The following is a 21,004-nucleotide window of genomic DNA, read 5'->3' as shown; positions in this document are numbered from 1 at the left end:
CCCGCAACCAAAAGGTCCCGTGGTGTAGCGGTTAACATGCCTGCCTGTCACGCAGGAGATCGCCGGTTCGATCCCGGTCGGGACCGCCATTTTCCTAATACATAGAGTGATTTCCAAGAGAAGTTCTTCTACTCATTCGGTAAATGAACGTCAAGTTAATGTGGCTCAGTAGCTCAGTCGGTAGAGCAAAGGACTGAAAATCCTTGTGTCGGCGGTTCGATTCCGTCCTGAGCCACCATGTAATGCGGGTGTAGTTTAATGGTAAAACCTCAGCCTTCCAAGCTGATGACGAGGGTTCGATTCCCTTCACCCGCTCCAAGGGCCTATAGCTCAGCTGGTTAGAGCGCACGCCTGATAAGCGTGAGGTCGGTGGTTCGAGTCCACTTAGGCCCACCATTCCGCAGTAGCTCAGTGGTAGAGCAATCGGCTGTTAACCGATCGGTCGTAGGTTCGAGTCCTACCTGCGGAGCCATCCATTTCATATGGGGAAGTACTCAAGAGGCTCAAGAGGCGCCCCTGCTAAGGGCGTAGGTCGCGAAAGCGGCGCGAGGGTTCGAATCCCTCCTTCTCCGCCATATGTTTGGCCCCTTGGTCAAGCGGTTAAGACACCGCCCTTTCACGGCGGTAACACGGGTTCGAATCCCGTAGGGGTCATAATAAAAAACTGTACAGTCCTTGACTGTACAGTTTTTTTTATTTCTTCTCTTCGATGTAACTATCGCCTCGGTGATATGGAATGTCGCCCATCGGTGATTCTACGCCTTCTTGGTCCAAGTTTTCCTCATATTCTTCTGAAGCGGAGGAGCGGACAAATCCTCGTTCTTCGGCACTGATATCGGTACTTGCAAATTCCTCATATTCTTCTGCAGCTCCATCTGTTATCGGATCATCATATAAGGAATTATAGTCGTCTCGGTCTCCTACGAAATCGGAAGGGGTTTCTGAGGTACCCGACTTTGCAATTTCCTGAAAGCTATCTTCGCTATCCTCAATTGAATCATCCTCATGGCGATTGGCAAATGTATTCGGCTCTTCCGACATGATTAAGATATCCTTTTCGGAAGGTCTGTCTGTCGGGATTTGTCTTTCTGGCGTGTGTTCAATGCAAAAGGTTGTATAGGGTAAGGCCTCTAACCGCTCAAACGGTATATCCTGACGGCAAACTTCGCATTGGCCATAGGTGCCGTTCTGCATCGCTTCCAGGGCATCCTCCACCTTGGCAAATTCTGAATCTGCATGTTCATTCAACGCCATATCCTTTTGACGGTCAAATAGTTCCGTTCCCATTTCCGCCGGATGATTATCGTACATCGATAGTTCTCCAATTTCATCTCTTTGACTATTTACGGTATCCGTTTCTTTTTCTGTTTTTGTCAATTGTCCTTTTAATTCTAGTAATTCATTCTTCAAAACGGCTAGTTGCTTATCGTTCAACATTTGCAGCACTTCCTTTTTCCATAATGACTGTAGTATGCTCCACCTACAGGAAATTCATAATTTCTATTGCTTTGTTGTACTTCTCTCTTTCCCTCTTCTTCAAACTCGCTAAACCTTCGTTCCATGTAAAAAGGACTCGCTGGGAGCGAGTCCTTACATACTGTTAGACTAGATATCCTATCAGAATTCCAATTCCAAGCAACAGGGCGAATAGTGTATTTGTTACGGCTGTATTCTTCATGGCCGGCATGACTTGCAATGGAACTTCATGCATTCTAAAGGTTTTAATGGCCTGTATTGGCTTCTTGACACTAAGAAAGACAAGGAGTGCCCAAATGCTCACATGTCCTGTACTGATTAGTGCAACAATCCAGCAGTAGGAAATAATAAAAAAGGAAGCTAGAATGGTGATGGCACGGGGACGACCAACGAGTATAGCAAGTGTCTTCCTTCCTCCTTCGCGATCTCCCACTATGTCCCGGATGTTGTTCGCCATCATGATGCCGGCTACGAGCAGCATACTTGGTATAGATAACAGAATCGCATCTAGGGTTACGCTTCCCATTTGAATGTAGAAAGCAATCAATACAAGTAGCATGCCCATGACGACGCCCGAGAAAAGCTCTCCAAATGGCGTATATGCAATGGGATAAGGTCCTCCGGTATAAAAGTAGCCGATTGCCATGCAAACCAATCCGACAGCTGCCAGCCACCATGACGTCTCCATGCAGATATAGAATCCGATACCTATGGAGATGGCATACAACAAGAAGGCGATGTTGAGGACCGTTCTAGGCTGAACGCCATTTCTCACAATCGTTCCTCCGATACCAATGGAATGTTCTGTATCCAGCCCTCTTTTATAATCGTAGTACTCATTAAACATATTCGTAGCCATTTGGATGAATATACTTGCCACTAGCATGGCTAGAAAAAGAGATAAGTGGAACTCTCCATATGAGAGGGCAATCATTGTTCCAAGAAATACGGGTGCAAAAGCCGCTGTCAGTGTATGGGGTCTTGTTAATTGCCACCAGATCCTCCAGCCGGTATCTGCCTTAATCGTTTGTTGCAAATTGATTCGCTCCTAACTATAAAAAATGCTCGAATCCATTGTACTCCAAAATGAAGAAATAGGATATGCTGGTTTGCATTATTTATGCCTTTCCCATAGGTTTCCGGTATAATGGAAGAAGGGAAAAGAACAAAAGTGTGTGAATGGTAACGTAAGGAGAGAACATCATGATTCGGAATTTAACCGATGGTGATCACCGACAACTTGCGCGTGCTTCGAAAAAGTTGCATTTCTTCACTGAAACAATTGAAATCCGTGGAATCACGCCGTTGACATTTTTTGAGTCTGGCTCAGCTGATTATAAAAACGAACGGTTTTATTGGCAGAATGCAGAAGCAAGCAAGACTCTTGTCGGTTTGGGACATGCCTATGTCATTTCATCTGAAAGCAGTACAGATAGATATAGGGATGTATCGAATGAATGGAAGCGATTATGTTCCGTTCTTGTTAAGGAGGAAAAAGATCGGGATCCCGTTCTTTTCGGAGGGTTTTCTTATGATCCGCTGCATAGGAAAGAGAGTGAGTGGAGCTCATACCCATCCGCTTTTTTTGTTGTGCCTACTTTTCAGCTTGTCATTGAGGAGGGTGTCACTTCCATTTCGATCAATATGATTACGGAAGAGGAGCATGCGGTATCCGAGTTCGATACATTGCGTGAGGAGCGGGACCGACTGATCCATATTTCACAAGTTCATGATTTTCGATTTGGCGCCAAGCCTCAAATCATGTCGACTGTCGAAAGGGAGAAGGAGAGGTATTTACAGGCGGTTGCTCAAGTTACGAAGCATATCCGTGAAGGCAAAGCGGAAAAAGTAGTAATTGCCCGCATGTTGGAACTTGTGTTGCAGGAAGAAGTGCCTTCGACAGCCGTGTTGCATTCCATTACAAATGAACAGCAGCAGAGCTATCACTTCGGACTCGAGAACCGCGATACACTGTTTTTTGGCGCAACGCCGGAAAGATTAATTGAAATTAAAAATGGCCAGGCCTATTCAGCTTGTGTGGCCGGATCTATCCGTCGTGGCGATACAGCGGTGGAAGACCGACTCCTTGGGGAAGAACTGATGAGAGATCGAAAAAATCGTGAAGAGCATCAATATGTCGTTGACATGATCTCTGCCATTTTTAACCGTCTGAGCGAGGATGTGTCGATACCGAAAACACCTCGACTGATGAAAGTCCGAGATATTCAGCATCTTTTCACGCCTGTTCAAGGTTCAGTAGGAAAGGATACGGATATTTTTAGTTTTATCAAGTCCCTCCATCCTACACCTGCTCTTGGCGGAGTTCCTACCAATATTGCTCTCGACATGATTCGGGAGGAAGAGGGAATTGACCGTGGATATTACGCAGCTCCCATTGGCTGGACCGATGCGGCAGGAAACGGAGAATTTGCGGTGGCGATACGCTCTGCACTGCTTGCAGGAAACCGGGCCTATTTGTATGCCGGCGGCGGCATTGTCGCGGACTCTGATCCAAATTCGGAGTATGCGGAAACATGGGTGAAATTCAGACCCGTCCTACGGGCGCTTGGAGGAAATTTAAATGGATAGACGTGCTGTACTGACCGCATATGTAAAAAGACTGACACGTCTTTTCTTGCAAGCTGGTGTCGAACAGGCGGTGATCAGTCCAGGATCCCGCTCGACGCCACTAGCCTATGCATTTGCCTCATCAAAAGGGATGCAGACACATTTGCAAATTGATGAACGATCCGCCGCATACTATGCATTGGGTCTTGCCAAAGCATCTGGGAAACCTGTCATCTTGCTTTGTACATCAGGAACTGCCGTATCCAATTATCATCCTGCTATTACGGAAGCTTTTTATGCACGTATTCCATTGATTGTACTGACGGCGGACAGGCCGCACGAATTGCGCGAAGTCGGTGCTCCTCAAGCTATCGATCAAGTCGATATTTATGGTAAGCATGTGAAGTTCAGTGTCGACTTTCCTTTGCCAGAAGATAATGAAGAGATGGATCGATTTCTTGACCGTCATTTGAATCGCGCTATTTCGGCTGCAAAGACAGCTCCTAAAGGGCCAGTTCATATTAATGTGCCATTCCGGGAACCGTTGCTGATCGATTTTGATCAGGAGGAACCTAAGGTCACCTATAAACACCAAATTCAAGGTATTTCTTCTTTGTCTCCCGAGTCAGCCGAGGAGATTCAAACACTCCTTACTGGTGTGGAGAAAGGATTAATTATCGCCGGTGAGCTGGATACTGGCTTGAATAAGGAGCACTTTTGGCGATTTGCCAAAGCGCTCCAATGGCCGGTGCTATGTGATCCGCTATCCAATTTGCGTGCAGAAGTTCCAGTTGACTGTTGGGACTTGTGCATAGAACATTATGATGCGTTATTAAAAAGTGCTTCATTTGCTGATAGGACCATGCCGGAAGCGGTCATCCGTTTTGGAGCACAGCCGATTTCCAAGCCGCTGTCCCTCTATTTAAAGAAAGCACGCCCCGCTACCTATTTGGCAGTTGATGAATCGCCTATTTTCAGAGACTCAATCGGAGCAGTGACACACCATATCCAGGCCGCTCCAGAGGCTGTCCTTGCGATCTCTATTCAAAAAGATCGTTCGGATTATGTGGAAACTTGGTCAAGGGCGAATGAAGTCGCAGGCTCACTTTTGAAAAAATACGATATTGGAATACCTGGTGATGAGGGTGCCATTGCCAAAATCTTATTTGAACATTTGCCGGATGGAGTAGATCTATTCAGCGGCAGCAGCATGCCAATCCGGGACGTTGATACCTTCTTCCAAAAGACGGAGAAAGATATCTCTATCTTTTCAAATCGAGGCACAAACGGGATTGACGGTGTGGTTTCCAGTGCATTTGGGATGCAGGCAGCACGCAAGCGGCCTGCTTACTTGCTAATAGGCGATTTATCATTTCTTCATGACCAGAATGGATTACTCGTTTCACGGTTCCAGGAATATGATGTGACGATTATCATCGTGAATAATGATGGCGGCGGCATCTTCTCTTATCTTCCTCAGGCGAGTGTTGACAATCATTTTGAAGAATTATTCGGTACACCGACCGGCTTAACGTTCCAGCACATCGCTTCCATGTATGATGCACAATACGCAGCGGTCTCCTCTGCAGAAGCTTTCAGAAGTGAACTCGAAAAGATAAAAGTAAAGCCTATCCGGATCATCGAAGTCTTTACAGATCGAAAAGCGAACGTGGAGGCACATCGAGCGTATTGGGACTCTGTTCAAAAGGAGTTGGGATAATGGGAGAGACATACTCCATTCGCGGTCTTGACATGTATGTGGAGCAGTTTGTGAATCCAGAAAAACCCGCTATCGTATTTCTCCATGGGTTTACAGGAAGCACCTCGACTTGGCGTGGTGCAATGAACACGCTGAAGGATGACTATTCTGTTTATGCCGTTGATTTGATTGGTCACGGCAAGACGTCAATTCCGACTGAACCAGCTAGATACGCCATGTCTGAACAAGTGGCAGATTTAGATTGTCTATTTGATCAACTCCAGCTCAGCCGATTTATTCTTGTTGGCTATTCTATGGGTGGCCGGTTGGCAATCGGATATACAGCCTCACATCCTGAAAAGATTGAAGCATTATTATTGGAAAGCTCTTCTCCTGGACTTCAAAAAGAGGAAGAGAGGATCGCAAGACGGGCAAGCGATGCCAGTTTGGCAGAACGCATCCTACATGATGGGATAGAAACTTTTGTGAATAACTGGGAAAATATCCCTCTGTTTGAGTCGCAGAAAATGCTGTCAGTGGATAAGCGCCAAGCAATACGAGAGGAACGGATGTCCCAGTCTCCGTCAGGACTGGCGAACAGCCTGAGAGGCTTTGGGACAGGCAGCCAGCCATCGTATTGGGAGGTATTAAATGAGCTTCAAATGCCTGTTTTATTAATGACGGGAGAGTTAGACTCGAAATTTGTAGCTATTGCCCGGGAAATGAAAAAAGATCTCCCGAACGCGTCCCAAATCATTGTTCCACAGGCTGGACATGCAATTCACGTGGAAAAACCCGAACTATTTGTTACAATAGTGAAGGAGTATTTAGAAGGTCTAACTTATTGAGGAGGTACAGTATGACACGTCACTGGGAAACAATTCGTACATACGAAGATATTAAATACGAAAAATACAACGGCATTGCCAAAGTGACGATTAACCGTCCGGAAGTGCGCAATGCATTCCGTCCAAAAACGGTTATGGAAATGATTGATGCTTTTTCACGAGCACGGGATGATGAGAGCATCGGCGTCATCGTTTTAACTGGAGAAGGCGAAAAAGCTTTCTGTTCAGGCGGTGACCAAAAGGTTCGAGGACATGGTGGATATGTTGGCGAAGACGAAATCCCACGCTTGAATGTATTGGATTTACAACGCTTAATCCGTGTCATTCCTAAACCGGTTGTCGCGATGGTTGCAGGCTATGCTATCGGTGGCGGGCACGTGCTTCACGTAGTATGTGATTTGACGATTGCTGCTGACAATGCCATTTTTGGACAGACTGGACCAAAAGTCGGCTCATTTGATGCAGGTTATGGTTCCGGTTATTTAGCTAGAATCATTGGCCATAAGAAAGCCCGCGAAATTTGGTATCTCTGCCGTCAATACGACGCACAGCAAGCTCTAGATATGGGATTGGTCAATACGGTTGTCCCTTATGAGCAATTGGAAGATGAAACAGTCCAATGGTGCGAAGAAATGCTATCCATGAGTCCAACGGCACTTCGCTTTATTAAAGCAGCGATGAATGCGGATACGGACGGCCTGGCTGGTCTTCAACAAATGGCAGGCGATGCGACCCTTCTTTACTATACGACTGACGAAGCAAAAGAAGGACGAGATGCGTTTAAAGAAAAGCGCAAACCGGACTTTGGTCAATTCCCACGCTTCCCTTAATAAATGAAACTGCCTTTCGCTAGGCAGTTTTTCTTTTATTTATAATTAAGATGAAAAATGTGGTAACCAACAGTTTTTTAGGGAAAGTCAGGTGAATCAAATGATACCAAATTGGCTATTGCAACGAGCATATTTAACTCCGGGCCGTCTCGCTTTGACTTTTGGCAGCAAACAATGGACATTTGAGCAGGTGCATGGTGAAGCTATGAGGAGGGCACGGCAGTTAACATCATGCGGCTTGAAAAATGGGGATCGTGTCGCTCTTCTCGGAAAATCAACTCCGGAAATGGTATTTATAATCCATGGCTGCATGTTGGCAGGGCTTGAAATGGTCATGTTAAACAGCCGATTATCAAAATCTGAACTAGAATGGCAGCTCGAAGATGCAGAAGTGCAAACCGTCGTTGTTTCAGATGATTACACAGAGTTGATAAACGGCTCGAACGTCCGGATGGTCACCGTGTCCGAACTACAGTCGATGGACGAAACATCCTTTCTACCTGAAGGGTCTTGGAATGATGATCGAACGATTACTATCATGTATACTTCCGGAACAACCGGTTTTCCGAAAGGAGTGCGGCAAACTGCTGGGAACCATACTTCCAGTGCTTTGTCCTCTGTCTTGAATCTAGGGCTGTCAGAAAAGGATGCCTGGCTTTGTGCTATGCCTCTTTTCCATATAAGCGGCTTTTCTATTTTAGTGCGTTCTGTGCTGTATGGAATGGAAGTGCGTTTATACGAAAAATTTGATGCGGTACATTCAGCAATGCAAATCCGTGACGGCAATGTGACCCGAATGTCCGTCGTTGCATTGACACTTGAGAAGGTGATGGAGGCATTGCTCGAAAATAACTGGGCTGTATCACCGAACTTCAAAACCATGCTAGTCGGTGGTGGGCCAGTGGCACGTTCTGTACTTGAGCGTGCAAGCGAATTGGGCATCCCTGTTCTCCAAACGTACGGAATGACGGAGACAAGTTCTCAGACAGCAACTCTCTCTTCTGAGGATGCATTGCAAAAGCTTGGCTCCTCCGGAAAACCATTATTCTTTAATGAAATCAAAATTGAGGGTGCCAGCAAAGCGAAAGAGGCCGGAGAAATACTGATTCGCGGTCCTCATGTCACACCCGGGTATATCGGCCGGTTTTCAGAAAGACAGCCGATGGTGGATGGCTGGCTGCATACCGGAGATATTGGATACTTGGACGAAGACGGTTATTTATATGTAATGGACCGGCGTTCCGATTTAATTATCTCAGGCGGAGAAAATATTTACCCCGCGGAAATAGAAAATGCATTGATGGGGCATCCTGCTGTACAAGAGGCAGGGGTGTGCGGGATAGAAAATGATACATGGGGAAGTGTCCCGATCGCCTTTATTGTCAAGAAAGCTGACGTAACGGGTGACATGCTGATCGACTATTGTGCTGCCCGATTGGCAAAATATAAAGTGCCTAAACAGATTGTTTTTGTCGATCAATTGCCTCGCAATGCTTCAAATAAATTATTGAGGCGGGAGTTGAAGAAACTCCTTCCGTCCACATAAAAAGAAACGGGGAAGCAAGACGATGCTCCCCGTTTCGTTTCGACTGTTTAATTCTTTAGTGGCTTAGTGCTTTTTGGAAGACCTTAAGATTACGATCCATCAGCGTGAAATATGTTTCCTCGTTTTTCACATCATCCGGCGTGAGAACACCTAAATTATGAAGCATCAATGATTCTGCTCCAATTTCTTTCCGGATAACATCTGTCAATTTTGAGGAGACGTTCTGTTCGAACAGAATATAGTGGACCTTTTTTTCCTTCGCCTGCTCGACAATATGAGCCAATTGTTTTTGGGAAGGCTCACTTTGTGAATTCAAACCCGAAATGGCCACTTGTTCTAATCCATACTCTTCAGCGATGTACCCAAACGCAGCATGGGAAACGAAGAAGGTTTTGGATGGGGCTTTGCTCGCCATCTCTTGGAACCGACCATCTAAAGCAATCAAATCTTGTTCCAGCTTTTCACGATTCGTCTTGAATTCCTCTTCAAATTCCGGTGCTTCCTTGACTAATGCCTGTTCAATGGATTTAGCCAGTTCTATGCTTAATTTAGGAGAAATCCACACGTGCGGATCAAATTCTCCATGGTCATGATGTTCTTCTTCATGCCCATCTTCGTCGTGAACCTCGTCGTGATCCTCATCATGATCATGGCCGGCATGTAATTCCTCAGCAGGAATTTTTTCAGCTGTGGCGATCATCTGTACGTTTTCGTTTTTCAATGTTTTTTTCGCATTTTCTACAAATCCCTCGAGGCCGAGGCCGATGTATAGAAATAAATCAGCGTCTGCCAGATTCATCATATCTTTCTGAGTCGGTTCAAATGAATGTTCATCTGCTCCTGCTGGATAAATGGATTGCACAGTAACATGAGAACCGCCGATCCGCTGTGCAAAGTATTGAAGGGGATAGACTGTTGTGTAGATTGAAATCTTACCATCCTCCTTCTTCACTTTCTCGCCCGTCTTACCACAGGCTCCTAACACGAGGGTGAATATCAATACAATAAATAGATATCGTTTCAACGAAATAATCTCCTTTTCTTGTTAATCGTAATGGTTACTATTTAAGAAGGCTTTTTTATCATACAGGAGAATGAAAGAATGCGCAACCCTTAACATCCATAAAAAAACCGGCTTTCGCCGGAAGATCATTTGTCTTTTTCGATTTTATCGGGTACGGGATCAAATCCACCCTCATGAAAGGGGTGGCATTTTGATATTCTACGAATTGCCAGCCATGATCCTTTGAAGGCACCATGTTTTTCGATCGCTTCTATCCCATAGTGGGAACAGGTCGGATAAAACCGGCATGTCGGTGGTGTGAGCGGAGAAATAACTTTTTGATAAATTTTAATCAAACTCATTAAGATATACTTCAATGGACTGGACTCCTCTTTTGCTGATAGGTTTATTTTATTTCTTTTAGAGGTAAATTAACAGAGAGATGCATTATATAAATCGGTTTGAAGGAGAGAATGGTATGTCCAAGGAATTGTTAAACGAATTAAATAAGCAGGTGGCCACATGGTCTGTCATGTATGCCAAACTTCATAATTATCATTGGTATGTGAAGGGAAGAGAATTTTTCACGTTACATGCCAAGTTTGAAGAACTATATAACGAAGCGACTCTTCATATGGATGAAATCGCAGAACGGATGCTGACACTTGGCGGGGAACCGGCTGCTGCCTTGCGCAAGCATCTGGAGCTGTCTGTCGTACAGGAAGCAACCGGTTCTGAGTCAGCAGAGCAGATGGTCAAATCAGTAGTCGATGATTTCAATGCCATTATGGAATCTTTGAAACACGGCATGAAGCTGGCTGCGGAAGACGGTGACGATATGACGGAAGATTTATTGAATGCAACATACCAGAGCGTGGAGAAACATCAGTGGATGTTAAATGCGTTCTTAGGCGAAGATAATAAATGATTTGATTTCCCTTGATATTTTTATCGGTTTGCCGATAGTAAAAGGGGAAGGGGGGATGGGAATGGAGCTGAATTCCATTATGGCGAGCCAACTGCGCAGCCTTCAATCTACAGTCCAGTTAAGCGTGTTGAACAAGGCGATGGCCGTAAACGCAACCGCAGCGACGGACTTATTGGAAAGCTTGCCACAGCAGTCGGCAGCCCATCCTTACAAAGGAACGGCGCTTGATATGAAAGCGTAATAGGAAGTGAGTATACGCCTCGTTTGGGGTGTATGCTCATTTTTTGGTTGGATGCTGAATTAACTCCATGTAGAATGGGGTATGGGTTAGGCAAGAGCATTCTATCTTTATTAAAAAAACATGGAGGTTTTCAGCATGGCAGAAGTGCAATATATGAGAAATTTAATCATCGAAACACCTTCCGTGCCAGGGAATTTTGCAAAAGTCGCCACAGCTATCGGACTGCAGAGCGGTGATATCGGCGATATACAAACGATAAAAGTAGGCACATTATCTACGATCCGGGATGTGTCCGTTCAATGCACGAGTGAAGATCAGCCTCAAAAAATTGTGGAGTCGATCAATGCCATAGGTGGCGGCATTCAAGTCCTGGCAGTGACGGACGATGTCCTGCATGCCCATGAAGGCGGGAAAATCCATATGAAAGGCAAGATTGAAATCCGTTCTCTAGGGGATTTACGCCGCGTGTACACACCAGGTGTTGCGAATGTCTGCAAGGTCATTCAGGAAGATCCGGAACAGGCGAATTATTTCACCAGCATATCCAATACGGTAGCGATTGTGACGGATGGAACGGCGATTCTTGGATTGGGTAATATCGGTCCAGTGGCTGGCATGCCTGTGATGGAAGGAAAAGCGGTGTTATTCGATCAATTTGCAGGGATTAGCGGGATTCCGATTCTTTTGGACACGAGTGATCCGGACGAAGTGGTAGAAACCGTCAAACATATCCATCAAGGATTCGGTGGCATTTTACTTGAAGATATTGGTTCACCGCATTGCTTTGAAATCGAGGAGCGCCTGAAAGCCGAATTGCCGATTCCGGTCATGCATGATGACCAGCACGGGACTGCTGTCGTCACGCTGGCATCTGTTCTAAATGCCTGCAGGCAAACGGGCGTAGATCTGTCCAATTCAGTAGTAGGGCAAATCGGTCTCGGCGCAGCAGGGCTTGCAATCAGCAGAATGCTATTGAATTACGGAGTCAAGGAAATGTACGGAGTGGACCATAATGAAGCAGCCTTGCAAAGACTAAAAGACTTTGGCGGATCTACTTTGCCATCTATTGAGACATTGATGGAGACTTGCGATATTGTTATAGCAACGACAGGAGTAGAAGGGTTGATTAAACCTGAGATGGTCCGCAAAGGGCAGATCATTCTGGCACTTTCGAATCCGAATGCTGAAATCCAGCCAGAAGTGGCATTGAAAGCTGGAGCGGCATTTGCGGCAGACGGACGTCAAGTGAACAACGTACTCGGCTTTCCTGGCATCTTCCGAGGAACGTTAAATGCACGAGCAAAAGAAATCACCTATCCGATGTTAATCGCGGCAGCGCTTGCCATCGTGGATTCAACAAAACCGGGTGATCTGGTTCCGCATCCACTGGATCCAATGGTTCATGCAAACGTCGCAAATGCGGTGGAACGCATGGCGAACGAGAAAAACGAATAACGTAATATTCCATTGGGTTCAGTCTACAGCGTATCATTCCGCCACTTTGTTCCATACTAACGAAAAAGGAATGATATGTGATGCAAGAGAACCCAGTAAAGTTGTACGTGTCTGTCGCCAACCAGCAAATTATGACAGATAAGCATTCATCCCCTTGGGAATATGAATTGACCATTACCAAGGAGTACATCCCGATCTTTGAACGTATATTTGAGCAGATGAATCATTTAGAGTTCCGCAACTTCCTGCGTTCTCATCTGCCTTATGTTCCCTATCATTTCGACAGTGATAATACGGATATTGATATTCGGACGATGAAGCTTTATGCGTTAATCCATGAGTTTACCGATACGGAAACACGTTTATTTATCGAGAAATTGCCTTATTTCCGTCCGGAACCTGAAAAACAGTACAAGCCGTTCTAAAGCTTCATATGAAGGCGGGGCGTCCAAGCGTCCCGCTATATTTTATTTGGATATAAAGAACCTTAGGAATGTAAATGCGCGTGTCCTTCGCTACACTATAGGAAAGGATGTGTTACATATGATTACGTATAATGACATTAAAGGCGCTGCAGTTGAATTGACTTTTGGAGAGAATCGCAAAGGCATGGAAGCAAGACATGTTCTCGTGGTCCTAAAACACGAAGGGAAATGGCTTTTGACTCGCCATGAAAGCAGAGGGATCGAATTTCCAGGAGGCAAGGCGGAGCCGGGCGAAACAATTGAAGAGGCCGCGGTCCGTGAAGCGATCGAAGAGACGGGTGTTACTCTGAAGGACCTTGTTAAATTTGCCGAATATGTCGTGGAAACCGATCCTCCTTTTTGCAAAGCGGTATTTACAGGTAAGGTTGATTCCATTGAGGAAAATCCGGTCCTGTACGAAACAGGCGGTGCTTTATGGTTCACGGATGAAGAACTGGACCTTTGCAACGAATTAAGTTTCCATATGAAGGACACCGGCATGGAGAAAATCAGGAAGTGGGTGGAAACCCATGGCGGATAACGGCAGCATTATCTCCAAAAGGATCTACCCGTCGCCTAATCCCCGTGTGAAGTTGTATGAAGTGACGTACTGGTCGGGTGGAGTGAAAGTCAAGGGACTGCTAGGCGAGCCGATCGAAGAAGGTCAATATGAAGGAATCCTTTATTTGCGCGGCGGCATGCAGCATGTCGGTATGGTGCGCCCAGCTCGAATTGCGCAATTCGCTTCACAAGGTTTTGTCGTGTTTGCCCCTTACTACCGAGGAAACCGCGGTGGGGAAGGGCGAGACGAGTTTGCGGGAGCTGACCGTCAGGATGCAGTATTTGGAGTTGATGTAATGAAGCAGCATCCAAAGCTGCGGAAAGATCGCATTCATTTGTACGCATTCTCACGTGGCGGAATTATGGCATTATGGACTGCGATTTTGCGAGATGATATCACCTCTGTCGTCACGTGGGCGGGTATTTCAGATGTCGTGTTCACGTACAATGAAAGAGAAGACATGCGAAGAATGATGAAACGGGTTATCGGTGGTACGCCGAACAATTTGCCGGAAGCGTACCGGGAACGCACAGCATTATTCCGTATTAAGGAAATGGATGCACCTGTTTTAATTATCCACGGCATGATAGATGAAAATGTCTCATTTGAACAGGCGATCATGCTAGAGGACGCGTTGCGGGAACAAGATATGACGTATGATACCTGGTATTTTCCTGACTATACACACCACTTTCCGGCAGCCGAAAATGCAAGGATTGTCCGCGAATTATGCGAGTGGATGAAAAAAGTTGAATAGATTGCATGGAAAAAACACTTTCGAGCGGATTGGTCTCGGAGGTGTTTTTTTAAATTTAATAGATTCCATTGAAAAGCAGTTTCAAGTGGATGAAAATCGGAGGTAAATTCCAATAAGAAAAGCCGTCTCGCGTTATGTGCGAGACGGCTTGCATGTATTCATCTAGGCGAAAGATTAAGCAGTTGGTCCGCCAAATTTGATAATATCTGCAGAGACATTTTCAAATTTCTTGAAGTTCTCCCGGAACAAATCAGCCAATTCGTTTGCTTTCTTGTCGTATGCTGCAGTATCTGCCCAAGCATTGCGTGGGTTCAATACTTCGCTAGGAACGCCTTCAATTGCTGTAGGCATCGCTAGACCGAACACTTCGTTCGTTTCAGTTTCAACATCTTTCAACTTGCCAGCGAGAGCTGCACGAACCATTGTACGTGTATGTTTCAATGCCATACGCTTGCCGACGCCGTATTCGCCGCCAGTCCAGCCTGTATTGACAAGGAATACTTGTGCATCGTGCTCATCGATTTTCTTACCGAGCATTTCCGCATAAACCGTTGCAGGAAGCGGAAGGAACGGAGAACCGAAGCAAGTCGAGAATGTTGCTTCAGGAGCTGTGATACCGCGTTCAGTACCTGCCAATTTGGACGTGAAGCCGCTAAGGAAATGATACATCGCTTGCTCTTTCGTCAACTTGGAGATTGGAGGTAGCACGCCAAACGCATCTGCAGTTAAGAAGATGATCGTTTTTGGCTGGCCAGCCACTGAAGGCGTGACAATGTTATCGATATATTGAATTGGATAAGCGGCACGAGTGTTTTCAGTTAATGAGTTATCATCATAATCAGCTACACGTGTTTCTTCATCCAAGACGACGTTTTCCAATACGGAACCAAAACGAATTGCACCATAAATTTCCGGTTCTTTTTCAGGCGAAAGGTTGATACATTTAGCATAGCAACCACCTTCAATATTGAAGACGCCGTTATCTGACCAGCCGTGCTCGTCATCACCGATCAATTTACGCTGTGCATCTGCAGACAACGTAGTCTTTCCAGTACCTGAAAGACCGAAGAACAAAGCAACATCGCCTTCTTCGCCAACGTTTGCAGAACAGTGCATCGGTAAAATGCCGCGTTCAGGAAGCAAGAAGTTCATGACAGAGAAAATCGATTTCTTCATTTCTCCAGCATATTCAGTACCGCCGATCAATACAATGCGGCGCTCAAAGGAAACAATGATGAATGTTTCGGAGTTCGTTCCATCAACAGCTGGATCTGCTTTGAAAGACGGAGCAGCTAAGATCGTGAATTGTGCTTCATGCGTCTTCAGCTCTTCTTCAGTCGGGCGGATGAACAATTGGTGGACAAACAAGTTTTGCCACGCGTATTCATTGATAACCTGAAGGGAAAGCTGGGAGTCTTTATCAGCACCTGCAAAGCCTTTGAAAACAAATAATTCATCTTTTTGCTTTAAATGATTGATCACTTTCGTGTATAGTGAATCAAAGATGTCCGCAGAAATCGGGCGGTTCACTTTGCCCCAGTCGATTTTATCTTTAGTGGAAGGTTCTTCAACAATGAATTTGTCTCCAGGTGAACGGCCCGTATACTTTCCAGTGCGCGCAGCGAGTGCACCGTCTGCTGAAAGTTGTGCTTCTCCGCGAGCTGTCGCCTTTTCAACCAATTCCGCGACGGATGGCTGGATTGTAACATTGTTGCCTGCAAGAAGTTCTTTAAGTCCGTTTTCGATTTTCGCTGAAATCATAGTTTACGTACCGTCCTTTACATATAGTCCCAACTCAATGGGTATCCTTATTTTCGTAATTAGTATAACACATTAAGAATAATAATCTATACTAATTAAAAACTCAAGTGTTTCTCATTAAAATGATTTGACAAAAGCGCAAGTTTTTCGTAGCATTATATCATGAACGGATACTCTTATCCCGAGCTGGCGGAGGGACAGGCCCTATGAAGCCCGGCAACCTGCGCATACACTGCGAAAAGGTGCCAAACCTGGAGCAAGGTTGAATCCTTGGACGATAAGAGTGAAAGGTGCTGCTTTTGAAATAATGCCTTTCCTCATGTATATTTACGTGAGTGGAAGGCTTTTTATATTGTCTGGCCCTTAATCCTTGTGTATGTTGACGTCGACTCTCTTCAGGCGTGGAACTACTGGGACATATAGAGTACCGTATCAATATGAGCAAGCCGTTAAGGAGGAAATTACATTGACAAATCGCCGACTGTTCACATCGGAATCGGTAACAGAAGGACATCCGGATAAAATGTGCGATCAGATCTCTGACGCCATTTTGGATGCAATTTTAGAGGAAGACCCAAATGCACGCGTTGCGTGTGAAACGACTATCACAACAGGTCTCGTACTTGTTATAGGTGAAATTACAACGACAACGTACGTTGATATTCCGAAGGTCGTTCGGGACACAGTAAAGGAAATCGGGTACACCCGCGCGAAATTCGGATTCGACTGGGAAACCTCTTCTGTTTTGACTTCGATTGATGAACAATCACCGGACATCGCAGCGAGTGTGGATCAGGCGCTCGAAGCAAGAGAAGGAACGATGACCGATAAAGAATTGGAAGCCATCGGTGCAGGGGATCAGGGCTTGATGTTCGGATACGCATGTGATGAAACTCCGGAATTAATGCCTTTGCCAATCAGCTTGGCGCATAAATTATCCCGACGTTTAGCGCAAGTACGCAAAGAAGACATACTTTCTTATTTACGTCCGGATGGAAAAACGCAAGTAACAATTGAATATGATGAAAACAATCAACCTGTCCGCGTCGACACGATTGTCATTTCGACACAGCATCACCCGGACACAACGTTAGATCAAATCAAACGTGACATTAAAGAGCACGTAATTGATGCGGTCGTCCCTGCTGAATTATTAGATGAAGAAACCAAATACTTCATCAACCCATCTGGCCGCTTCGTTATCGGCGGACCACAAGGGGATGCAGGATTGACTGGCCGGAAAATCATCGTCGATACATATGGCGGCTATGCTCGCCATGGCGGCGGTGCATTCTCCGGAAAGGACGCGACAAAAGTTGACCGTTCTGCATCCTATGCGGCACGCTACGTAGCGAAAAATATCGTAGCTGCTGGACTGGCTTCCCGCTGTGAAGTTCAGCTGGCCTACGCTATCGGAGTTGCCAAACCTGTCTCCATTTCCATCGACACATTCGGAACTGGAAAAGTCGAAGAAAGCAAGCTAGTCGAAATGGTGCGCGAGCTGTTTGACCTCCGTCCGGCCGGCATCATCAAAATGCTTGATCTTCGCAGACCGATCTACAAACAAACTGCTGCATACGGTCACTTTGGCCGCACAGATGTAGAGCTTCCTTGGGAACAAACTGACAAAGCAGCCGCTTTGAAAGAAAAATCCGGCATCGTAGTCGGGTAATAATGAAACAGGAGAAGAAAAACGTTATGTTTTTCTTCTCCTGTTTTTTTGATTGGAAGAGGGTGTGAGATGGAGGGGGATTTGAGAATGAAAAAATCCCTTACAATGGGTTGGAGGGCAGGAATCCTTCCAAATCCAAAATAAAGGAGAGGGGCACTTTATAACAATCATAGTAATCTGCAATCATTTTGAAAAGCCACTTTAATCTCTTTCTTGGCGCTAATTAATAATTGATTTCCAGAACTTTACCTGTACTAGGGGCAACCATTAGCGTAATCTCTTCGGAGCTTGCATTCTTTCCTTTAAAATAGTAAGCACGATTTGGAGCAAAAGGATTCCAACTAGCTTCTACTGGAACGGTACCCGTTTCCACAATGGTCATTGTATGATTGTTTAAGATTTTTTCTTTTGCTTGTTTATAAGTTAAAGATGGTAAAGAAAGGCATACAAATAAAATAATTATACCAATATAAATGAAATAACGTGTGAGCCTCTTATTCGGAATTAGCTGATGGTAAACAATAACATGAAGTCCCGATAAAACAATCGGCATCTTTAATGACATCACTCCATTGTATAGGGTCCGATCTATAATAAAGAGTATGATTAGAAAAATAAGCGAAATGATGAGCCCTTGCTTATACTTTTTTATTTTATCTCACCTTTTCCCGATGTTTATTTGCAGTAGCATGTTGAATTAGTAGTGTCCCAATCCATATGCGTTAGTAAAGATTTATTTATGTTCTGTTTCATCTTAACAAACAGGTCATGATTTCGTCCTGTTTTATTTACAAATTCTTCATTATGTTAGTTTTCCCCAGTAACATAGTAATCGTCACTATTAATGTGTGCTGCATTGATCGTTGAAGTGCTCGTATATTTCGAGAAGTGCTCGATTAATTCCAGGAGTGCTCGTATATCCTGAAGAGTGCTCGATTAGTCGTTGGAGTGCTCATATATTTCGAGAAGTGCTCGATTAATTCCATTAGTGCTCGTATATCTTGAAGAGTGCTCGTTTAATTGTAGGGGCGCACGTGAAAACAGAGAATTCCGGGTACTCGTATAATCTGGCAACCGCTCGTATGCGCCGCCGAACCACTCGTATAATTTGGCAACCGCTCGTATGCGCCGCCGAACCACTCGTATAATTTTGTAACCGCTCGTATCCTCTCCCGAACCGCTCGTGAAATTCCTCGAGAAGAATAGGCTCAACGTTCAGATCAATTTTCTTAATTGGTCAAAGGCATTTAGCGCGACCTGGTGCAGGAAAAGACATGGAAATTTCCCGCGTTTCGATTAAACGGTCTCGAATGTTTTTGCAACCGCTCGTATCCGTTGCCGAAGCACTCGTATAATTTTGCAACCGCTCGTATCCGTTTCCGAAGCACTCGAATAATCTTGCAACCGCTCGTATCCGCCGCAGAAGCACTCGTATAATTTTGCAACCGCTCGTATGCTCCGCCGAACCACTCGTATAATCTCAATCCAATCATCCAGCAAAAGAGTACATATTAGATAGCTTGTATTTTGATTTTCCAGAAACGGTTTGGTATGGTAATACTACTTATAGTTATATGTAGATTTTTCCATTCGATTGTTCCTCGTGGTAGGGGAAGATCGACGACTCTCATAGGGAGGTTGAAGGGTATGGGATTAGAGATGTGGCTCATGGTTCTGCTTGGGGGAGTAGGGTTTGTATTGTTGGCGGGCATTGTCACTTTATTTATATTAGAGAAATGAAAGCACACGCGTTGTGCTTTCATTTTTGCATTTTTTTATAAATTTGTCCTTTTTCCACGTAGCTGTTGACGATGCGTTCCATGTCTGCCCGGTCTTCGTCGTTGAGTTCCCGGACTACTTTAGCAGGGGAGCCGAGGGCGAGGCAGTTCGGAGGAATTTTCTTTCCGGGTGGCACGAGGCTTCCGGCTCCGATGAAAGCTCCTTCGCCAATTTCAGCTCCATCTAATATGATGGAACCCATTCCGATGAGGGCGCCTTTCCGGATCATGCAGCTGTGCAGCAATGCTTTGTGGCCGATTGTGACATCGTCTTCGATGAGCAGTGTTTTGCCTGGGCTTTGGTGGAGGCAGCTTAAGTCTTGGATGCTGACGCGTTCTCCAATTATTGTCGGTGCCACGTCTCCTCGGATGACGGTGTTGAACCAGATGGATGAGTTGGCACCGATTGTCACGTCACCCGTAATGGTTGCATAGTCCGCAATGTAAACAGATGGGTCAATCGCTGGTGTTTTACCATTGTATGGATAAATCAAGATGATCCCCTCTTTCTTTAAAAATCGTGTATAATCATCGTATTATCATCCTGTTTTCATTGTAACAAAGACAGGCTAGGTTCGATAGATTTTTGGCGGGAAGGGGAGAAATCCATGTGGAAATGGGAAGCGGAAGGACAGCCCAAAGCGATTGTTGTCCTCGTTCATAATGCGTATGAGCACCATCGCCGGTATGCATGGTTGATCCAGACACTACGGAATGGCGGCTTTCATGTCGTCACAAGTGATTTGCCGGGGCATGGCGAAGAGAGTGGCAGAGGCGTGCATGATGAGTCATTTGATTCTTATGTAAAACATATTAAGAAGATGATGGAGGTCGCTTTGCTCGATACGGTTCCGATATTCGTTGTCGGCCACGGCTTGGGAGCGACATTGGTGATGCATCTGCTGCAAGCGGAAAAGCTGGAATGCGCAGGCTGCATTTTCAGTTCACCATGGCTTTCATTGAAACATCAGCCGTCCAAGTTTTCGTCTGTTCTGACAAAATTATCACCTTCCATGAAAATTAATCACGACGTGACGATTGAGCGACTGACAAGAAATTATGATCTGTACATAGACGCCCAGAATGACCGTCATTACAGTTCCGCGGTGACTGCTTCTTGGTACCGGGAACTGACTGCGTTCATGAAGGCTGTGCAGACCACTGAAACATCCATTCAAGATGTTCCTGTGCTACTGCAGACAGGTGGCCGAGATAAAATAACAGATAACACATACGCCAAAAAATGGCTTTCTAATCAACAGCTATCTGAATTCCACTTCAAGGAATGGAAGAGGTTGTATCATGATTTGTATCAAGAGCCGGAACGGGAAGAAGTCTATCAATATATTGAATCGTTCATGAACAATGTACTTCGGTCTCTTGGCTATGTAGTGTGATTTTGGAAAGAGGAAGGAT

General features: G+C 45.2%; 21 protein-coding genes, 7 tRNA genes and 1 riboswitch. Of the genes, 20 read left to right on the top strand and 8 right to left on the bottom strand.

Annotated elements, in window-relative coordinates; genetic code table 11:
- Positions 1-13 precede the first annotated feature (13 nt).
- The 7 genes from L7D49_RS06650 to L7D49_RS06620 all read left to right on the top strand — a co-directional run bounded on the left by L7D49_RS06650 (position 14) and on the right by L7D49_RS06620 (position 654).
- A tRNA-Asp gene (locus L7D49_RS06650) sits at positions 14-89 on the top strand.
- Positions 90-162: 73 nt separating this feature from the next.
- A tRNA-Phe gene (locus L7D49_RS06645) sits at positions 163-238 on the top strand.
- 6 nt (positions 239-244) lie between these two features.
- A tRNA-Gly gene (locus L7D49_RS06640) sits at positions 245-318 on the top strand.
- Between the two features lies 1 nt (position 319).
- Positions 320-396 (top strand) — tRNA-Ile (locus tag L7D49_RS06635).
- Position 397: 1 nt separating this feature from the next.
- Positions 398-472: transfer RNA gene (locus L7D49_RS06630), tRNA-Asn, on the top strand.
- A 12-nt stretch (positions 473-484) separates the two neighbouring features.
- Positions 485-575, top strand: a tRNA-Ser gene (locus L7D49_RS06625).
- Positions 576-582: 7 nt separating this feature from the next.
- A tRNA-Glu gene (locus L7D49_RS06620) sits at positions 583-654 on the top strand.
- Positions 655-693: 39 nt separating this feature from the next.
- On the opposite strand, the gene L7D49_RS06615 is transcribed toward L7D49_RS06620, so the two are convergent.
- Together L7D49_RS06615 and L7D49_RS06610 are read right to left on the bottom strand one after the other, a co-directional pair.
- Positions 694-1,437, bottom strand: a complete 744-nt coding sequence (locus tag L7D49_RS06615; protein ID WP_238080055.1) for a TraR/DksA C4-type zinc finger protein — start codon at positions 1,435-1,437, stop codon at positions 694-696.
- Positions 1,438-1,600: 163 nt separating this feature from the next.
- A complete protein-coding gene (locus tag L7D49_RS06610; RefSeq protein ID WP_238080054.1) occupies positions 1,601-2,512 on the bottom strand; it encodes a 1,4-dihydroxy-2-naphthoate polyprenyltransferase in 912 nt (303 codons plus the stop codon).
- A 167-nt stretch (positions 2,513-2,679) separates the two neighbouring features.
- On the opposite strand from L7D49_RS06610, the gene L7D49_RS06605 reads away from it, so the two are divergent.
- The 5 genes from L7D49_RS06605 (at position 2,680) to L7D49_RS06585 (ending at position 8,967) form a co-directional block, all read left to right on the top strand.
- Positions 2,680-4,065, top strand: coding sequence for an isochorismate synthase (locus L7D49_RS06605; protein WP_238080053.1), 1,386 nt, complete (start codon positions 2,680-2,682; stop codon positions 4,063-4,065).
- Positions 4,058-5,764 carry a 2-succinyl-5-enolpyruvyl-6-hydroxy-3-cyclohexene-1-carboxylic-acid synthase gene (menD, locus tag L7D49_RS06600; protein ID WP_238080052.1) on the top strand — a complete coding sequence of 569 codons (1,707 nt, stop codon included), beginning with the start codon at positions 4,058-4,060 and terminating at the stop codon, positions 5,762-5,764. Before L7D49_RS06605 ends, menD begins: the two co-directional genes overlap by 8 nt.
- Positions 5,764-6,591, top strand: a complete 828-nt coding sequence (gene menH / locus L7D49_RS06595) for a 2-succinyl-6-hydroxy-2,4-cyclohexadiene-1-carboxylate synthase (protein ID WP_238080051.1) — start codon at positions 5,764-5,766, stop codon at positions 6,589-6,591. Before menD ends, menH begins: the two co-directional genes overlap by 1 nt.
- Positions 6,592-6,602: 11 nt before the next feature.
- Positions 6,603-7,421 carry a 1,4-dihydroxy-2-naphthoyl-CoA synthase gene (gene menB, locus L7D49_RS06590; protein ID WP_238080050.1) on the top strand — a complete coding sequence of 273 codons (819 nt, stop codon included), beginning with the start codon at positions 6,603-6,605 and terminating at the stop codon, positions 7,419-7,421.
- Positions 7,422-7,521: 100 nt separating this feature from the next.
- Complete coding sequence (locus tag L7D49_RS06585) at positions 7,522-8,967, top strand: o-succinylbenzoate--CoA ligase (RefSeq protein WP_238080049.1); 1,446 nt, start codon at positions 7,522-7,524, stop codon at positions 8,965-8,967.
- Between the two features lie 55 nt (positions 8,968-9,022).
- On the opposite strand, the gene L7D49_RS06580 is transcribed toward L7D49_RS06585, so the two are convergent.
- Both L7D49_RS06580 and yidD read right to left on the bottom strand, forming a co-directional pair.
- Positions 9,023-9,991 (bottom strand): metal ABC transporter substrate-binding protein, encoded by a 969-nt coding sequence (locus tag L7D49_RS06580; protein ID WP_238080048.1) that lies wholly within the window; start codon positions 9,989-9,991, stop codon positions 9,023-9,025.
- A gap of 125 nt (positions 9,992-10,116) precedes the next feature.
- Entirely contained in the window at positions 10,117-10,332 is a 216-nt protein-coding gene (gene yidD, locus L7D49_RS06575) for a membrane protein insertion efficiency factor YidD (protein ID WP_418895856.1), read from the bottom strand.
- Positions 10,333-10,448: 116 nt separating this feature from the next.
- Between yidD and L7D49_RS06570 the strand changes: the two genes are divergently transcribed.
- From L7D49_RS06570 to L7D49_RS06545, 6 genes are all read left to right on the top strand, one after another.
- A complete protein-coding gene (locus L7D49_RS06570) occupies positions 10,449-10,898 on the top strand; it encodes a Dps family protein (protein ID WP_238080046.1) in 450 nt (149 codons plus the stop codon).
- Positions 10,899-10,959: 61 nt separating this feature from the next.
- Positions 10,960-11,139 (top strand): putative motility protein, encoded by a 180-nt coding sequence (locus tag L7D49_RS06565; protein WP_238080045.1) that lies wholly within the window; start codon positions 10,960-10,962, stop codon positions 11,137-11,139.
- Positions 11,140-11,274: 135 nt separating this feature from the next.
- Entirely contained in the window at positions 11,275-12,594 is a 1,320-nt protein-coding gene (locus tag L7D49_RS06560) for an NAD-dependent malic enzyme (RefSeq protein WP_238080044.1), read from the top strand.
- A gap of 80 nt (positions 12,595-12,674) precedes the next feature.
- Positions 12,675-13,019 carry a transposase gene (locus L7D49_RS06555; protein WP_238080043.1) on the top strand — a complete coding sequence of 115 codons (345 nt, stop codon included), beginning with the start codon at positions 12,675-12,677 and terminating at the stop codon, positions 13,017-13,019.
- A 118-nt stretch (positions 13,020-13,137) separates the two neighbouring features.
- Positions 13,138-13,599, top strand: coding sequence for an NUDIX hydrolase (locus tag L7D49_RS06550; RefSeq protein WP_272493168.1), 462 nt, complete (start codon positions 13,138-13,140; stop codon positions 13,597-13,599).
- The gene (locus L7D49_RS06545; RefSeq protein ID WP_238080042.1) at positions 13,589-14,377 is read left to right on the top strand and encodes an alpha/beta hydrolase family protein; all 789 of its coding nucleotides are present in this window, start codon (positions 13,589-13,591) and stop codon (positions 14,375-14,377) included. The genes L7D49_RS06550 and L7D49_RS06545 overlap by 11 nt, the downstream gene beginning before the upstream one ends.
- 174 nt (positions 14,378-14,551) lie before the next feature.
- Here L7D49_RS06545 and pckA read toward each other — a convergent pair whose 3' ends face one another.
- Positions 14,552-16,138, bottom strand: coding sequence for a phosphoenolpyruvate carboxykinase (ATP) (gene pckA, locus L7D49_RS06540; protein WP_238080041.1), 1,587 nt, complete (start codon positions 16,136-16,138; stop codon positions 14,552-14,554).
- A gap of 173 nt (positions 16,139-16,311) precedes the next feature.
- A riboswitch (SAM riboswitch) is annotated at positions 16,312-16,422 on the top strand.
- Between the two features lie 182 nt (positions 16,423-16,604).
- Here pckA and metK point away from each other — a divergent pair.
- Entirely contained in the window at positions 16,605-17,810 is a 1,206-nt protein-coding gene (gene metK / locus L7D49_RS06535; RefSeq protein ID WP_269135877.1) for a methionine adenosyltransferase, read from the top strand.
- Between the two features lie 223 nt (positions 17,811-18,033).
- On the opposite strand, the gene L7D49_RS06530 is transcribed toward metK, so the two are convergent.
- The 3 genes from L7D49_RS06530 to L7D49_RS06520 all read right to left on the bottom strand — a co-directional run bounded on the left by L7D49_RS06530 (position 18,034) and on the right by L7D49_RS06520 (position 20,082).
- Entirely contained in the window at positions 18,034-18,363 is a 330-nt protein-coding gene (locus L7D49_RS06530; protein WP_238080040.1) for a hypothetical protein, read from the bottom strand.
- Positions 18,364-19,057: 694 nt separating this feature from the next.
- Positions 19,058-19,294 (bottom strand): hypothetical protein, encoded by a 237-nt coding sequence (locus L7D49_RS06525; RefSeq protein WP_238080039.1) that lies wholly within the window; start codon positions 19,292-19,294, stop codon positions 19,058-19,060.
- A gap of 275 nt (positions 19,295-19,569) precedes the next feature.
- The gene (locus L7D49_RS06520; RefSeq protein WP_238080038.1) at positions 19,570-20,082 is read right to left on the bottom strand and encodes a gamma carbonic anhydrase; all 513 of its coding nucleotides are present in this window, start codon (positions 20,080-20,082) and stop codon (positions 19,570-19,572) included.
- 114 nt (positions 20,083-20,196) lie between these two features.
- Between L7D49_RS06520 and L7D49_RS06515 the strand changes: the two genes are divergently transcribed.
- On the top strand, positions 20,197-20,985 hold the full coding sequence (locus tag L7D49_RS06515; RefSeq protein ID WP_238080037.1) for an alpha/beta hydrolase: 789 nt from the start codon (positions 20,197-20,199) through the stop codon (positions 20,983-20,985).
- Positions 20,986-21,004 lie beyond the last annotated feature (19 nt).

This window comes from Sporosarcina cyprini (assembly GCF_022048975.1).
Taxonomy (GTDB): domain Bacteria; phylum Bacillota; class Bacilli; order Bacillales_A; family Planococcaceae; genus Sporosarcina; species Sporosarcina cyprini.
This window is presented reverse-complemented; position numbering and strand designations above follow the sequence as displayed.